At 55.0% G+C, this 16,028-nt stretch carries 15 protein-coding genes; 8 read left to right on the forward strand and 7 right to left on the reverse strand.

From position 1 onward, the window contains the following. Window positions 1-241: 241 nt before the first annotated feature. Together PAT3040_RS00050 and PAT3040_RS00055 are read left to right on the forward strand one after the other, a co-directional pair. Window positions 242-1,267, forward strand: a complete 1,026-nt coding sequence (locus PAT3040_RS00050; protein WP_087569172.1) for a Leu/Phe/Val dehydrogenase — start codon at window positions 242-244, stop codon at window positions 1,265-1,267. A 117-nt stretch (window positions 1,268-1,384) separates the two neighbouring features. Then, entirely contained in the window at window positions 1,385-1,924 is a 540-nt protein-coding gene (locus PAT3040_RS00055; protein ID WP_108991011.1) for a hypothetical protein, read from the forward strand. A 55-nt stretch (window positions 1,925-1,979) separates the two neighbouring features. On the opposite strand, the gene PAT3040_RS00060 is transcribed toward PAT3040_RS00055, so the two are convergent. Together PAT3040_RS00060 and PAT3040_RS00065 are read right to left on the reverse strand one after the other, a co-directional pair. Next, on the reverse strand, window positions 1,980-2,933 hold the full coding sequence (locus tag PAT3040_RS00060) for a cell wall hydrolase (RefSeq protein ID WP_108991012.1): 954 nt from the start codon (window positions 2,931-2,933) through the stop codon (window positions 1,980-1,982). A gap of 234 nt (window positions 2,934-3,167) precedes the next feature. Next, complete coding sequence (locus PAT3040_RS00065; protein WP_108991013.1) at window positions 3,168-3,944, reverse strand: stalk domain-containing protein; 777 nt, start codon at window positions 3,942-3,944, stop codon at window positions 3,168-3,170. Between the two features lie 139 nt (window positions 3,945-4,083). Between PAT3040_RS00065 and PAT3040_RS00070 the strand changes: the two genes are divergently transcribed. The 4 genes from PAT3040_RS00070 (at window position 4,084) to PAT3040_RS00085 (ending at window position 7,560) form a co-directional block, all read left to right on the forward strand. Continuing rightward, window positions 4,084-4,575: an RNA polymerase sigma factor gene (locus tag PAT3040_RS00070; protein ID WP_087569176.1), complete on the forward strand. Its 492-nt coding sequence runs from the start codon at window positions 4,084-4,086 to the stop codon at window positions 4,573-4,575. Continuing rightward, a complete protein-coding gene (locus tag PAT3040_RS00075) occupies window positions 4,572-5,270 on the forward strand; it encodes a zf-HC2 domain-containing protein (RefSeq protein ID WP_087569177.1) in 699 nt (232 codons plus the stop codon). The genes PAT3040_RS00070 and PAT3040_RS00075 overlap by 4 nt, the downstream gene beginning before the upstream one ends. A gap of 632 nt (window positions 5,271-5,902) precedes the next feature. Further along, on the forward strand, window positions 5,903-6,805 hold the full coding sequence (locus tag PAT3040_RS00080) for an ATP-binding cassette domain-containing protein (RefSeq protein ID WP_108991014.1): 903 nt from the start codon (window positions 5,903-5,905) through the stop codon (window positions 6,803-6,805). Further along, window positions 6,802-7,560 carry an ABC transporter permease gene (locus PAT3040_RS00085; protein WP_108991015.1) on the forward strand — a complete coding sequence of 253 codons (759 nt, stop codon included), beginning with the start codon at window positions 6,802-6,804 and terminating at the stop codon, window positions 7,558-7,560. Before PAT3040_RS00080 ends, PAT3040_RS00085 begins: the two co-directional genes overlap by 4 nt. Window positions 7,561-8,058: 498 nt before the next feature. Here the strand turns inward: PAT3040_RS00085 and PAT3040_RS00090 are convergent, their stop codons facing one another. From PAT3040_RS00090 to PAT3040_RS00100, 3 genes are all read right to left on the reverse strand, one after another. Next, a complete protein-coding gene (locus PAT3040_RS00090) occupies window positions 8,059-8,844 on the reverse strand; it encodes a TetR/AcrR family transcriptional regulator (RefSeq protein WP_108991016.1) in 786 nt (261 codons plus the stop codon). Between the two features lie 95 nt (window positions 8,845-8,939). Beyond that, window positions 8,940-9,749 (reverse strand): DUF4362 domain-containing protein, encoded by an 810-nt coding sequence (locus tag PAT3040_RS00095; protein ID WP_108991017.1) that lies wholly within the window; start codon window positions 9,747-9,749, stop codon window positions 8,940-8,942. Between the two features lie 231 nt (window positions 9,750-9,980). After that, the gene (locus PAT3040_RS00100) at window positions 9,981-11,108 is read right to left on the reverse strand and encodes a glycoside hydrolase family 88 protein (RefSeq protein ID WP_108991018.1); all 1,128 of its coding nucleotides are present in this window, start codon (window positions 11,106-11,108) and stop codon (window positions 9,981-9,983) included. A 134-nt stretch (window positions 11,109-11,242) separates the two neighbouring features. Between PAT3040_RS00100 and PAT3040_RS00105 the strand changes: the two genes are divergently transcribed. After that, window positions 11,243-12,136: an AraC family transcriptional regulator gene (locus PAT3040_RS00105; RefSeq protein ID WP_108991019.1), complete on the forward strand. Its 894-nt coding sequence runs from the start codon at window positions 11,243-11,245 to the stop codon at window positions 12,134-12,136. Window positions 12,137-12,281: 145 nt separating this feature from the next. On the opposite strand, the gene thrS is transcribed toward PAT3040_RS00105, so the two are convergent. Together thrS and PAT3040_RS00120 are read right to left on the reverse strand one after the other, a co-directional pair. Next, complete coding sequence (gene thrS, locus PAT3040_RS00110) at window positions 12,282-14,024, reverse strand: threonine--tRNA ligase (protein ID WP_181376347.1); 1,743 nt, start codon at window positions 14,022-14,024, stop codon at window positions 12,282-12,284. Window positions 14,025-14,723: 699 nt separating this feature from the next. Then, complete coding sequence (locus PAT3040_RS00120; RefSeq protein ID WP_108991022.1) at window positions 14,724-15,113, reverse strand: MerR family transcriptional regulator; 390 nt, start codon at window positions 15,111-15,113, stop codon at window positions 14,724-14,726. A gap of 183 nt (window positions 15,114-15,296) precedes the next feature. Here PAT3040_RS00120 and PAT3040_RS00125 point away from each other — a divergent pair. Then, the coding region (locus PAT3040_RS00125; protein ID WP_258234761.1) for an SDR family NAD(P)-dependent oxidoreductase at window positions 15,297-16,028 on the forward strand (732 nt) is incomplete at its 3' end.

Consider the following 16,028-nt stretch of genomic DNA (forward strand, 5'->3'; position numbering starts at 1 on the left):
GGCGCTTCTGTAGCCCGACTTTTTCGGGCTATTGTGCTCTGCGGCGCGTCGGGCTACAACGCGTGCAGCCGAATTCGCCTGAATCAAGATGAACGATTTGCCAAGGCTGCTAATGCTTTAGTTACAGTTGATCATTCAATCGGCGCTTCGCACTGCTATTCTCCTTCGAAAGCCTAGTCCTCCCCGCTCTGCGCTGAATATCCTACACCATACAGCACTTACAGGCGAAGGAGGGCCTCCCATGGAGATGTGGCAACCGGATTATGAAGGGGTGTTCTTCCTCCAGGACCGTGCAAGCGGGTTTAAGGCGATTATAGCCATCGACAATACCAGATTGGGGCCTGCACTCGGCGGTTGCAGAATGTGGCAATACGACAACGACGAAGCGGCCATTAGCGACGCCTTGAGGCTAGCCAAAGGCATGACCTACAAAAACGCAATCTCCGGACTCCGCTATGGCGGCGGCAAAGCCGTCATTCTCTCTCACCCAAAGCAGGGTCCGCGCGACGGACTGCTCCGAATGCTGGGACGTTACATCGATCGGTTGCAAGGGCATTACATTACCGGAATGGATCTCGGCACGACAGTCGCCGACATGGACCACATTCGCGAGACGACCTCCTATGTGACCGACGTGTCGGGGTCCCTGGGCGCCGTCAATGATCTTACCGCCACAATGACGGCGTACGGGGTGTATCTCGGCATTCGGGCTGCGCTGAAAAGAGTGTTCGGCATGGAATCCGTGCTGGGCCGGACCGTCGCCGTACAGGGGCTGGGCAAGGTCGGCTTCCGGCTATGCCGCTACCTTCACGAGGCTGGAGCCTGCCTCGTCGTGACGGACATCGACGAGGCGCGCGTCAAGCTGGCCGCTATGGAGTTCGGCGCTGCAACCATTACGCCACAAGCTATCTTCGCCGTACCATGCGATGTCTTCGCGCCTTGCGCGCTTGGAGGAATACTGAACGACGACATCCTGAGTCGGCTGGACTGCAGAATCGTGGCAGGCGCAGCGAACAACCAGCTCGCGGAGCCGCGACACGGAGACGAGCTGCGCAAACTTGGCATTCTGTACGCACCGGATTACGTTATTAACGCGGGCGGCATCATTGTAACAGGATCTGAGTTAAGCGGAGGAGATGCGGCGGAGGCGAAGCGTAACGTGGAGAACATCTACGGCACGCTTATGAAGGTGTTCCAATCTGCAACCGTCTCGGGATTATCGACAGCGGCCGCAGCGGACAGAATGGCGGAGAATGTATTGAAATAAGCGTATTCGGCTATTGCCATTATCCAGTTGCAAAAAAATTACGCGCCGGAGCAACCTCTTTTTCATTGTAAACGTCAGTAAGATAAATAACTTTCTGGCAGGAGAGGAGGTTGCCTCATGAAGAAAATCATTGCCCTTATCCTCATGATTGGCAGTTGTCTCACGCTTGCCTCGTTGCCCTCTGTCCAGGCATTAAGTTGCGCCGAGCCCGAGCCCGCGGCAGAAGAGCTGGCCCGCAGCTCCGTCGCATTCATGGGGCAGGCTATTGCCGCGAACAAAGAAGGGCTGACGATCTTCCAGGTGCAGACAGCGTGGAAAGGCGTAGCCGAATCACGCATCGAAATCTATGACAACGGATGGGATCCGTACGAGCCCGGTCAGACGTATCTCGTATTCGGAGGCGAACGGGAAGGAAAGCTCCGCACTCATCTATGCGGTCGAAGCGGGCTCTGGAACGCGTCAAGAGAGCTCGCCATGAAGGACATCGCTATCCAGCCAATCCCGATATCAAGCGAGGCAAGCAGGATTGATCCAAGTTCATCGCCCCCGTCGAACTCGAACGCGTTGATTCCCGCGCTAGTTGCCGTCGCAGGTTTGCTCGCCGTCTCAATCGTCGCTATATGGCTCATCCGACTCCGACGCCGGAAGCATCAGTAAATACAACAAAAAAAGACGCATAACCGACAACTCGGTCAAGCGTCCCTCTTATACTCTATTCGGCAAAATGATGATGTCCGATCTTCGCGACAACGTCCAAACTGGACCAGAACGCCCCTTTCGACACCTTCGGGTTGAAGAAATAGACGGCTCCCTGCACGTTGTTTTTGCCGTTCAAGGCATCCTTTGCGGCGCGCAATACGCTTGCGTTCGGCTTCGCCTTGTCGAGCAGCCCGTTATGCGCCGGCGGAAATTGCTTGCCGGAGTAGATAACATCTTTAACGCTGCTCGGGAATCGGGAATCCTTGACGCGGTTCAAAATAACGTTGGCGACGGCAAGCTGGCCTTCGTACGATTCGTAACCCGACTCCACCATCGTAATTTTCGCTAACAGCGTGTAGTCCTGCTCTGTAAAGGACTTGGCTGGTTTTTCCAGAACGGAGGGCATGACCACGCGCAGTTTGACGCCGGCCTTGACGGCATCCTTGCTCTTAAGCTCGTTGCGCTGAAGCAGCTCCGTTTCGCTCGTGCCAAATGCCTTGACCACGTCCGTCAGCGCATTCTCCTCGCTTATGACCGCAGGTTCAACCGTCTTCAGCTCGGCGGCCTCTTCCTCTTTGTTCCACTTCACGGTAGCATGCAGAAGCTCGGCCACATGTCGCAGCGGCGCGTACATTCTGCCGTTCTCGATAAACGGCGCGGCATCCATCACATATCGCCCCTCGTTGAAATAGACGACTGGCACGCCATCTCCCAAAACGATTGTATCGCCTAACACGGTTTCGATCGTCGTCTCCTGATTCGCTTTATCCCAGCTTACCTTCTTGGCGTCGAACAATTGCGCAATGAGCGCTACCGGAAGGAACAACCTCCCGTCCAGCATCATCGGCGGTTCGGACAGCTTCACTTGCTCTCCGTCGAGCTTGACGACGGCGTTCTTATCCGCCTTTGCTCCTTGCGGCGCGGCCGCGGCTGTCAGCGGCATGGCGAGGAGCAGCATTGCCGCCATTATAATATGTATCCATTGTTTATGAAATCGTCTGGCCTTTCCGATCTTGATTACCTCCTAGCAATCGCTTGTGCTGTGCTGCTTGGCTCTAGTCCCCTCGGGCTTCGCCAAATTATAGCACACTCGAAAACGTTTGCAGGATTAACTTTTTTTCAGAATTCGTGATCGCCGGGGGCAGATTCGTCGAAATCATTCGTTGCAGAGGCCATTATATATGAAGATAAATACCTGAATTTAATTCGAATTCATGGCAAATTGTTTGTCGCCGATCAATAAAAAGCCAATGGTTCGGTTGCCATTATTGAACACATTCATGGATAAGTAATATACCTTCGAGGTGTCCCAAGGTTCTAGACGCGACGTTAATTTCTCCAAAATACCTTCCTCGTCCTTGAACAGATAAATAATGGAGCTGTCATAAAAGTCGCCGTAAGTTGATTCTTGTCCACGCGGACTTCCATATTGACTTAATACGTCCCGATAAGGCGTACCCAGTCCAATACCCCTAGTTGTCTTAAATCTGTCCGTCTCATTATCGGATGCATTGATAATAAAACCGACGGCCTTGCCGTCCCGATAATACACTTGCAGGCCATCGTAATTATACCTCCCCGCAAACTCATTGACCGGTTCACCCAGCTGTTTCTCCACGTCTTCTCTGGTCATGCCTAGCTGTATTTCCGCGCCGGTTACGGCATCCGTTATGCCAAGGTCATCCAACGTAAGCTCCCCGGGATCGTCGCTTACCCAGACAGTCTCCTGGTCGGGGTCCCAGAGCACTTCCTTGCCCAGCGATTCCCCCACGAACCGAATCGGCACATAGGTGGTCCCTTTGTACACAAACCCCTGCTTGTCCGGTGCCGGCTGCTTCTGCTCCCCGTCAATCATGTACTTAATATCCTTAAAGAAAACCTCAATACGGGTCGAGCCGACCGCAGCGTACGCAGTAGTAGCGCTAAGCAACGCGCAGCAAGCGAAGCCCGCAATAAACGATTTGAACGAAACGCGCATGGAAAGCTGCCTCCAAACTTGTTAAGATGATTAACGATTATCAAACATTCCCATTTTGTCACGAACGATCCGATTTTTCTATAAAAACTTGTAACGAATTCCTTCCCAGCCAGTCTTATTGTCGTAAGGACGTGAGAATGTGACCGATTTCGAGCAAATCTATGCCGATTACTTTAAGCCCGTCTATGCATTCGTACTTTCGCTAAGCCGTGATGCCGCCATCGCGGAGGATATTACGCAAGAAACGTTCCTCAAAGCAATAAAGAACATCGATGCGTTTAAAGGCGAATGCAAGATGAGCGTCTGGCTCTGCCAAATCGCCAAAAACAGCTATTTCACCTATGTGGACAAACAGAAGCGGATATCTCAGGATACCGCGATCGAACGCGCGAACTTACGGAGTCCGAATCTGGAAGACGCCTTGGCGAACAGAGAGCAAGCCTATCGCGTTCATCAGGCGCTTCACAAAATGGACGAGCCTTATAAGGAAGTGTTCACCTTGCGCATTTTCGGCGAGCTGTCGTTCGCCCAGATTAGCGGGCTGTTCGGCAAGACGGAAAGCTGGGCCAGGGTCACCTTCTATCGCGCCAAAAAAAGGCTGCTAGCCGAATTGAAGGAGGATTCCCCATGAAGGATACCACTTGCGACATCGTCAAAGACCTGTTGCCGCTGTACGCCGATGAGGTGTGCAGCCCTGCCAGCCGCCGCTTCGTCGAGGACCATATAACGAAGTGCGACGATTGCCGGATGGCACTCGCCGAGTTGGAAGCGGCGCTGCCGCTTTCGCCATCCGTTCTCGAATCGAATTCCCGGGAGGGCTCCGGGCTTCGTTCTCTCTCGAAGGTGTGGGGCCGCTCAAAGATGATGGCTTTTACGAAGGGTGCCGTCATTACCGTATCGATCTTCGCAGTATTGGTTTCCGGGTATATCGGGCTGTTCCAATGGAATATCCGCCCCGTGCCGTCGGACATGATTGAGATATCCGACGTGTCCCGCTTATCGGACGGTCGAATCGTCTATCATGTGTCCATAAAGGATGAATATGATCTGAATCGGACAAGCTTCGAATTCGACGAGAATGGCAACATGTACATCGTCCCTCTGCGTCCCGTTGTCAAAAAGAAAAAAATCGTAGATGTTGGTCTCTTCAACATGTACTACACCTTCGGCGAAGGCGAAAACAACGCCTACCAATTAAACGACGGCAATGGCCGCGAGATCGAAGCCCTCTACTTCGGAAGCAAAAAGGATTCCGTGCTCGTCTGGAAGAAAGGCATGGAGTTGCCTCCGGCCAGCGCAGAGGTAGAAGCCAACTTCGTCCAATAAAAGGCATGCATGAAGAGAATGCACTTTAATCAAGGTGAAACGGCTGTCGCCGTCCTTTGGCGGCGCAGTACGTTTCATTCCTAGAAATAGAGGCCAAGTATAGAAGTAATTTAAAAGGGGCTGTCCGAGAAGTGAACTTTTAAGGTAGCCGGGTAGCGTTAGGCTGGCACCTAGCCAAACGTGTATGAAAATTCATACACAATCCACCAAACTGGCCGGATCCTGGCCAAACGTGTATGAAAATTCATACACAATTCCCCAAATAGGCCGGATCCTGGCCAAACGTGTATGAAAATTCATATACAATCCACCAAATAGGCCAGCTCCTGGCAAAATGGTTATCCAATAAATCAGTGAAAACGGAATGCAGGATGCACCGTTTTGGTTAACTGTTAAGTGGCAGGCATCCCCCTCGCCACTTTCCCGAAAAAGCAGGTTCACAAATAAGTTGGACGGAAGACATTTTCCGCCCAACTTTTTATTTTGGAGACTTATTGGACAGCCCCTTTTTCCATTTCCGAATCTACATCTGCCGGCCCCTCAAGTTCAGTCTCAAGACCGAGGAGTAAAAATAGAGTGCGACATATACTGTTTATAACACATACAGTTAATGAGATAAGGAGTGAAGCCGCATGACAACTTATGCTATCCATGTACGAGGACTTTGCAAATCGTACAAAAACAAAAGCGTTCTGAACGGACTCGACCTCTCCGTACCCTCGGGGACCATCTTCGCGCTGCTGGGGCCGAACGGCGCAGGCAAAACAACGTTAATCCGCATCCTCTCCACGCTGGCATCCCACGATGCCGGGTCCGCAAGCGTAGCGGGCCACGACGTGATCCGCGACCGCAAGGAGGTAAAGCGCTCCATCAGCTTGACCGGCCAGTTCGCGGCTGTCGACGAAGTGCTGACCGGCGAAGAGAACCTGATGATGATGTGCCGATTATCCGGATTATCCTTTGCGGAGGCCCGCAAAAGAACAAATGAGCTGCTAAAGCAATTCCAACTGCAAGATGCAGCCGGCAAACGCGCCAAAACCTACTCCGGAGGCATGCGCCGCCGCCTGGATCTCGCGCTCAGTCTTGTCGCCAATCGCTCCGTCCTGTTCCTTGACGAGCCGACGACAGGGCTGGATACGATCAGCCGCCGCGCCCTGTGGGAGATGATTCTGGCGCTCAAGCAGCAAGGCATTACAATTCTGCTCACGACGCAGTATCTGGAAGAAGCCGACGAGTTAGCCGATCGAATCGCCGTTATTCACGGCGGACACATCGTGGCCGAGGGCACCTCGGAAGAGCTGAAGGCCAGAGTCGGCGGAGAAGTCATCGAGCTGCGCGACGGCAACGACGAGCTCTTAACCTCCATTCCAACGACCGGAGGCCTCACCGACATCCGTCAAACCATAAACGAGCTCGTCGGCCTCTATCCGCCCGACACTCGGATCGGGATCCGCAAGCCTAGCATGGACGATGTGTTCCTCGCGCTTACACAAGAGTCGACAGGAACGGCAAGCAAGGAGGTATCCGCAGGATGAAAACGTTATGGACGACTAACATCGTATTTATCGGGCGCAGCCTGCGCCATAGCATTCGCAATGTCGAGGCTCTGCTCATGGCCATTATGCTGCCCATATTCCTTATGCTGCTCTTTACTTATGTATTCGGCGGAGCCATCTCCTCCGGCGGCGATTATGTCAATTATGTCGTTCCCGGCATCATTTTGTTATGCGCCGGCTTCGGCGCCTCCAGTACGGCCGTCGACGTAGCGACCGATATGACAAACGGCATCATCGACCGATTTCGGACGATGCCGATCCAGGCAACGGCCGTCATAACCGGTCACGTCGCGGCCAGCCTCGCGCGCAATCTCGTCGCTACCTGCATCGTGATCGGCGTCGCGTTGCTCGTCGGCTTCGAGCCCAGTGCAAGCTTCGTGGAGTGGCTGCTGGCAGTGGGACTCGTCGCCTTGTTCATTCTGACTTTTACCTGGCTGTTCGCGGCAATCGGTCTCGTAACCGGCAGTCCGGCGGCCGCGAGCGGCTACGGCTTCGCGCTGCTGTTCCTCCCATACCTGTCCAGCGCGTTCGTGCCGACGGAGACGATGCCTTCGTGGCTGCAGGGGTTCGCGAACCACCAGCCCATCACGCCCGTCATCGAGACCATCCGAAGCCTGCTGTCCGGCAGCCCTGCCTCCGATCACGGCTGGCAAGCACTCCTATGGTGCGGAGGAATATTGGCCGGCGCCATGATCTGGGGTGCCATTGCATTCGCTCGGAAATCCCGGGACTAACGAACACAAGAAGTATCGCTCCGGACAGCAATTGAGCAATAATGCTCAATTTTGCGAGCCAAGCTCGCCTCAGAACAGCAAATTGTACAAATATACACAAATCTCATCCGCAAAAGGAGATTTTGATTCATTGTCGGGGCGGATTTATGTATATACGATCAATTTCTCTGTTTTCCAGTATAAATGGGTGAAAATTTGTGTATATAGGTACAATTCCTGCAGGCCGCGCCCCTAAGTAGTCGGACGATATGAAATATAATTTTCAGCGGAACGTGGTGAAACGTATAGCGAAAGTATGAGTAAACTCATATGCTTTCCTATACGTCAAAGTGAAACGGCTACGCCGTCCTGTGGCGGCGCGGAGCGTTGCATTCCGAGATATAGAGAGAACGCATGGCGAATGGATTGCTTACCTAAATTAAAAAATCACTCACGCGTCCTTCCAGGAGAGGAAGGGGCGATGAGTGATTTTTTGTTCGAAGCCATGTGCAGTCTTCCTTATGTCAGCTTTCGCTTCATCTCGATATATTGCTCGATGCCGTCCAGGATGCGCTCCAGCCCGAAATCCAGATCGTCCTTGATTGGGTTGTCCGCCTCGTCCGTATACGCTCCCGACATGATGAGGGGATGCAAGTAAGGGTACTGGTCCGGCTTGATCAGCTCTTGCAGCGCGGCCGTATAATTTTGGCCATGGAAGCTGTCCATGGAGCCCTTTTCCTTCATCACAAGCGCGACGTCGCGCTCGATCATGCCGCAAGCTCTGGAGTAGCTGCTGACAAGCAGCAGGAACGACATTTTCTCAAAATGGTTGACGGGAAAGTCCCTCATAATGCGCATCATCCAGTCGAGGATACGGAGGTTATGAGGCATAAGCGGCAAACTCTCGAACGGAATATCCGCATACCATGGATGCTCGCGGAATACCGCAACGGACAGTGCCACGTATTCCTTCATCCGTTCCCGCCATGACTCCCCGCTCCGCTCCTCCGGTATAGGGAAGTCGCACACCGCGTCCTGCATAAGCAGAAGGAGATCGTTTTTGCTTGCGATGTATCGATACAGCGACATCGTCGTGTACCCGAGCGACTGGGCCACCCGGCTCATCGACACCGCCGTCAGCCCTTCTTCGTCGGCAATGGCAATCGCCGCTTGCACGATCTGGGGAACGCTTAGCTCCCCTTTAGGCCCTCTGCGCCCCTTCTTCGTAATGCCCCAGCTCAGCTTCACGCTGTCCGGCAGCACTTTCAGCTTCTCATCCCGCTCGTTCTCTTCATTCCGTGTCATCGTGACCTACTTCACCGCCGTCGTCCGCTATTTGTGTATTTGATATACAGTATAGCATACAGGGCGAGGGAGGCAACGACTCAGGCACTGCGGAATCAGTCCCCGCCGCCGGAGCCCGGGAGCACAAGCTCAAAACCCGTCTCGCTGTCTCCGCAGCCCGAGAGCGTATAAACCGTCCCTTGCTCCGTTTCCTGAGCCTCGATTCCTTCGCAGAAATCCGTTCGGTCCACCGGCGTTCCATATGCATCATGAGTATTGTCGTACCTGAGTCTGAGCGAATCCCCGTTATGGATCAGATTACGAAAGATTGGATCGCCCTCTTTCGTATAGTAGACGACCTGAATGTCGGCGAGCTCTCCCCTCTCTACATGGTCTACAAAAGAAAGCCAATGCTCCGCATTGCGAACGCCCCCGGACAGCTCGGCTACGACATCTCCGTTCTCTGCAGCCTTGTCGGAATCATAACCGATTCCCCAGATCAGGTCCACAAGCTCCTTCGTCGACTTCTCCGTCAGCGTGTACCCTGTTCCCGTGTCGCTCACATACGTAAACATGCCGCGGTTGCTTCGCTGGTCCAGCCACAAGTGAATTTGCTTGCGTTTGCCGTTCCGGTCGATGACGACGTCGTAATCCGGGAAGTCGATATCCAGCTGCCCTCTCATTTTATCCCCCGTCTGAATCGCCTTGGCGAAGGCCTCTATTTCCTTTTTCCCGTCGAATATGCCGTATGGCTTGTCGTTTACGCGAGCGAATTCGATGGAGCGGGAGACGACAACCCGATCGACTTGAGCGCCACCTGGCTCGCCCGGCGGTGTCCCGGAAGATTTCCCGCTGCATCCCGCCGACACGATCGAGACGAACATTATGCTGACGATCAGAAACATCATGTATTTGATTCTTCGCACAATACAACCCCCTTTTAGGATATCTCTAATCTCTTTGACGTCGCTGAGGAGGGAAAAGGTGCATCATTTCCATATTTGGCATTGCACACCCCCGCTTCTTGCTCATTTCTGCTCCGTGCGCCTGTGCGGCCAAGCGCGCAAAAAAACGCCGCCCGAGTCCAAGCCCGTGCGGCGATTTCTTCTTGTATGCGGTGCCTGGAGCCGACCTGGCCCCGGCATGAACCGTAATTTTTATTCGTACCAGTAGCCCTTATGGCCCTTCTCGATACGCATCAACGCTTCCATATAGTAATAGTCGCCCCAGATCATATAGTCGTCCGGGGAGTGGCCTCCGCGCACGCTGTAAGAGCCGCGCTCAAGCAGCCCTTGCGCATCCGGCTTGCCCACCGTGGAGTATCCTTCTGCAAGTCCCTTCATCGTCTGCTCCAGACCCTTCTCGAGGGTTGCGCGATCCTCATGATCCGCCGGCAATACCTTGAGCAGCTCCAGAATGCCGCATGCCGTGATGGCCGAAGCCGAGCTGTCGCGTTTCGTCTCCGCGTTAACGGGGGCGTCGAAGTCCCAGTATACGACAAGATCTTCCGGCAGACGTTCCAGGAAATATTTCGCCAACCGAATGGAAGTCTCGAGATACTGCTCGTTTTTGGTATAGTGGTAGGATAACGCAAAACCATAGATGCCCCATGCCTGTCCGCGCGTCCACGTCGAGCCGTCCTTATAGCCCTGATGCGTGCCTCCGCGCAGCGCGTCGCCCGTCTCCTGATCGAAGTAGAACGTATGGTACGAGGAATCGTCTCCGCGAACGAGGAAACGGCGGCTTTGTTCCGCATGCGCTACCGCAACGTCGTAATATTTCTGTTCTCCTGTTACCTTGTGCGCCCAGTAGAGCAGCGGCAGGTTCATCAGACAGTCGATAATGATCCGACCGCCGTTATCCGGATCTCCCTTCGGCCCCCAGGCCTGGATGATGCCGATCTCCGGACGCCAGCGACCCATTAGCACATCCGCCGCTTCGATCGTCAGCTGCTTCGCTTCTTCGTCGCCATCAATCATCCACTGCGCCTTCGACGATAGAGAGTACAGGAAGCCGATATCGTGATGATCCAGCGCGATATTGTTGTCGAGGCGCTTCCTGAAGCTGGCCACCGTACGGCGAGCCGCTTCCTTAAAGCTCTCGTCTCCCGAATATTCGTAACAGAGCCACAGCAGGCCCGACCAGAAGCCGTCCGTCCAATCCGTATTATCATTAAGCAGGTATTGATCGTTTAAACTGACATGCGGGAATAAATCGCCGTAACGCTCGATGTTTTGTTTCGTTTTCTGTACCACGTCGTCCATAATTTGCTGCCACATGCGCATCCCTCTTCCCATTGGTTTCTACCTATGAGGATACCAGATGTTGCGTTGCGACAGTTCAGTTGTCTTGTGATAGACTATAGTTAAATTGCGATTAATAATCGGCTGGACAAGTCTTAACAAGGAAGGAGAACGATATGAGCCGCATCTCGTTCGTCGATTTTCAGGAGGCGCCTATCCACGCCAATCTGCATCGGGAGGCAGAGCCTGGCTACCGGGGCTACTTTCATTACCATCAAGGCATCGAGCTGCTATACGTCCACGAAGGGGAAGGCAGCGTCGTGCTCGATCAGACGGTCTACACCATCGAGCCCGGCACCTTGTTCCTCTTTCAGCCCTATCAGCTTCATTATGTGAAAGCGCTGACGGATCACTCGCCCTACACCCGCTCCATCTTGCACTTCGAGCCAAATGCGGTGGCTGGCACGCTCCAAACCTTCGGCAGTCTGGCCGCCGGACTACGGCGCATTTGGAAGGATCGATTGACGACGCATGTGTTCCGCGGCTTCTCCAGCCGCCATCCCGTGGAGCCGCTCCTCCTCTATTATAGTTCCCTGCTGCAGAAGGCGCCTCCGGAGGGCCGCCATTCGCTGCATACCGCCTTGCTTATGCAGTTGCTCGTCTTTCTGGAGAGCGAAGGCGCTTATCCGCAGGACAGGTTGCCGTCCGCCTCCCGCTCCGCCTCGCATACCGAAGCAATCCTGGAGTGGATCGAGCAGCACTATCACGAGCCGTTCCAACTGGAGAAGCTCGCAAGCGACCTGCACCTATCCAAGTATCATGTCTCCCATCTGTTCCGCGAGGAAACGGGTCATACGGTGACCGACTATTTGCTGGCCCGCCGCGTACAGGAGGCCTGCCTGCTGCTCGCTTCCACCGATCTGTCCATCGAGGCGGTCGGAGCGCGGGTGGGCTGGCCCATCCCGTCCCACTTCTCCAGCCAGTTCCGCAAGTGGGTGGATAGCACGCCGTCGCAATATCGCAGCAAGCAGGCCAAGCTGTTGGCTTCGCGGCAAAATATGCCGACTTGACGGTTCCTATGGGCTGCCAGGACGAAAGAACGAGAGAACGATGAGGCTTGCCCAATAGTGTTCCCAGATCATGCGAACATTTTTGGGGCTGCCTCTTTTAGGATAACCGTTCAGGACTTCCGTTTAGTCCATTCAGAATGTCCAATCAGGACTTCCTCCCTCGAAACTGCTCGCTCACCATCGCGACAAACGACTCTACGCCGTATTCCCGCTGATTCCCATCTCCGCGCTCCCGAACCTGCAGGCTTCCTCCGGCTTGCTCTTTGTCGCCGACAACGGCGACGAACGGAATTTTCGCCAGGCCGGCTTCGCGCATGCGGTAGCCCAGCTTCTCGTTACGCTTGTCGACTTCGGCTCTAATGCCGGTGGCGGCCAGCTTCTCGCGCAGCTCCGACGCATAGACCTCGTGCGCGCCCGCCACAGGCAGCAGCATCACTTGCACCGGCGCCAGCCATAGAGGAAACGCCCCCGCGTAATGCTCGATCAGTATGCCGAGGAACCGGTCGATGGAGCCGTACACGGCGCGGTGGATGACAATCGGCGTCCGCTTCTCGTTTCGCTCGTCGATATACGACAAACCGAATTTCCCGGGCATCTGGAAATCGAGCTGCACCGTGCCGCATTGATGGCTGCGGCCTAACGCGTCCTTAATGTGGAAGTCGATCTTCGGTCCATAGAACGCCCCGTCGCCGGCATTTACCGCATAAGGCGCTTGGGCCGCCTCAAGCGCTCTCCGCAGCCCCGCTTCCGCCAGCTCCCACTGCTCGTCGCTGCCCATGGAATGCTGCGGCCTTGTCGACAGCTCCAGGCTGTACGCGAAGCCGAACAGCTCGTAGACGGACTGGATCAGCTCGATTGTCCGCAGGATCTCCTCCTCGACCTGATCCGGCCGCACGAACAGATGCGCATCGTCCTGGCAGAACGTCCGCACGCGGAACAGTCCGTTCAGCGCTCCGCTGAATTCGTAACGATGCACCTGGCCGAACTCCGCATACCGGATGGGCAGTTCCTTGTACGAATGGCGTTTGCTCTTGAACATCAGCATATGTCCCGGGCAATTCATCGGCTTGACCGCTACCTGCGTGTTATCCAGCTCCGAGAAATACATATTCTCGCGGTAATGCTCGAAGTGGCCGGACTGCTCCCACATGGCCCGGTCCATGATGAACGGCGTCCGCACCTCTTCGTATCCGAACTTCTGCAGAAATTCCCGTGCCAGACGCTCCAGCTCGTTCCGAAGGATCGTCCCTTTGGGCAGATAAAACGGCATGCCCGGGGCCTCGTCCGCGAACATGAACAGCTCCAGCTGCTTGCCGAGCTTGCGATGGTCGCGATGCTGCGCCTCCTCCTGCCAGATCAGATACGATTCCAGCTCCTCCGCGCTTTCGAATGCAACGCCGTAGATCCGCTGCAGGACCGCATTGCCGCTGTCGCCTTGCCAATACGCGCCAGCCACGCTTAGCAGCCTGAACGACAATTCCGCGCTCTCTGCATCATTCGGCGGCATTCCCTCTTCAAGTATCAGATCCAGGTAGGCATCCCGTTTCAGCAGCAGCACCTCGTCCTTGTCCGCCTCACGAAGCAGCTCCGCCTTCCAAAGCTCGCCCTTCTCCTCGAACAGACGCTGCGCCTCCGCGCGCGATAGCCGCATGACGCTTCGCCGCGACGATTCCGCCGCAACGCTCCTCATCTCCTCCTGTATGGCGGCCAGCTCGGCGGATGTTGGAACGGATGACTCCTCCGAAAAATCAAAATCATAATAGAAACCCTGATTCACCAGGCCTCCCATGCCTAGCTTGGCCTCCGGATATATTCGCCTTACCGCCTCCGCGAGCAGCAGGGCCGCTGCCCTTCCCGCTTGCTCCGATCGTTGTTCATGTTTGCTCATCGTCTTCATCTCCTTCTTTTTATTGGTTCGGAAAAATCAAAAAAAGCCCGTCCGCATAGGGACGAGCGTGCTCGTGGTTCCACCCAAAGTTCGATCCGCGCGAGGAGCCTCCCGGTGTAACCGGGAATTGGGCCATGCATGCGAATCCTTCGACGTTCTGTAACGGGAACTCCCGGCGGTTCATAGTCTCCGTTGCCTGCGCGAGGCGCACGGATTTCGGAATCGCGGCTGCAAGGGGGTACGCGTCTTCCATGTCCGAAGGGGCTTTCAGCACGGGGCCCCTCTCTCTGTCGGCATGCGTAAGCCGCACATGTCCTTGGTTATAGCCGATTGGTATGTTGTTGGTCTTATCGATGGATGAGGCGCTCCCGTTCGTAGAAATCAAAAAAAGCGCCTCATCCGCAAAGGGACGAGCGCGCTCGTGGTTCCACCCAAATTCAATTCGTCTCTCGCGGTGGCGAACCGCCAGACGAATCCTTGTGTTTTCTGTAACGGGAATACCCGGCAAGCCTTACACTTCCGGCGGCGAGGCCTCGCTGGCGGAATTTCAAACTTGCGGCTGCAAGGCGGTAAACGAATGTCATGACCTAAGGGGCTTTCAGCCGGGTCCCCTCTCTCTGGGCGGTATGTGCAATCCTTCATGTCCTTGATCATTGCCTTTGGATTTGTCATTCATTCTATTCTCATTGACCGGAATTGTCAATTCCCTTCGCAGCCCGTATTCGCAAGCGAACGATTGCCGAGCTTCTCGTCGATGAAGGCCACGACCTTGGCCAGTTCCTCCATCTGCGCGCGGACCTTCTCCCTATGGCTTTCCATCATGTCGATCAAGTCCTGATGTTCCGTCAGATCGCCGTCGAGCGAGATGCCCAGGAATGGCTTCATCTCCTCCAGCGACAATCCCGTCTTCTTTAGGCAGAGCAGCAGCTTCATCGTGGCAATATCATCATCCGTATAACGGCGGTGACCGTTCTCCTTCCTTACCGGCGGCGGCAGGAGCTGTATTCTCTCATAGTAACGAATCGTATCCCCCGATAATCCGGTATGCGACGAGGCCTGCGCAATCGTATAGGTTCGTTCTGCGTTCATCTCGGCTCTCTCCTTGCTCCGATTCATCGTATTCTTCCGATTATATAAGTTGGAGCCGGCTCCAAGTCAAGCTTCCAATCCCTTTCAAAAAAAGCCCTTGACTTGAAGCCAACTCCAAGTTCTACAATGCATCTAATTACATCGCATCTGTGACCCACCGCCATGAAGGAGGCATGATACTCTATGACCACGATGACAAAAAACAACCAAAACGAACGGGTAGCGCTTATTACCGGCGCTAGCCACGGCATTGGCCTGGAGCTCGCTCGCTTGCTGCTGAGGGAAGGCTGGCAGGTCATTGCCCTCAACCGTTCGGAGCTCCCCAAGGACGATGAGCTGCTGAACGGGATGCTGCGGACTTCCAAGCTCAGAACATACCGCGGGGATCTCTCCGATTATGCGAGCCTAAGGAAAGTGCTGGAAGAAATCCGCGCGCATGAAACCCGAATCGACGTCCTCTACAACAACGCGGGAGGCAGCTTCTCCGAGCTGCTCTACTCCAGGCAAGGACGCGAGCTTCATTACGAGCTGCATACCGTCGTGCCGTACATTATCTACAACGAGCTTAAGGAGCTGCTGCTGCAAGGCGACAGGCCTACCGTCGTGGGCACTTCGTCGAATGCGGCCGGGATGGTCAAACGTCTGGAACCCGGGAAGCTGGCCTCCCCGGAATCCTTCAAGAAGCTGCTTGGCCCCTATGCCGACTCCAAGCTGGCCCTGTCGTTATGGACGCAGGAACACGCGGCGGCCGCAGAGGCCGAAGGCATTCGGCTTCTCAGCGTCGATCCCGGCGGCAACAATACGATTAGGAGCAGCAATAGCGGCGGCCTGCCTTTGCCCGTCCAATTATTGATGAGGCTGTTTTTCCCGCCTCCGACGCACGGCGCGGCACGGCTTCGCGACGGTGCGGCAGGG

Source organism: Paenibacillus agaridevorans, assembly GCF_003112455.1.
Classification (GTDB): Bacteria; Bacillota; Bacilli; order Paenibacillales; family Paenibacillaceae; genus Pristimantibacillus; species Pristimantibacillus agaridevorans.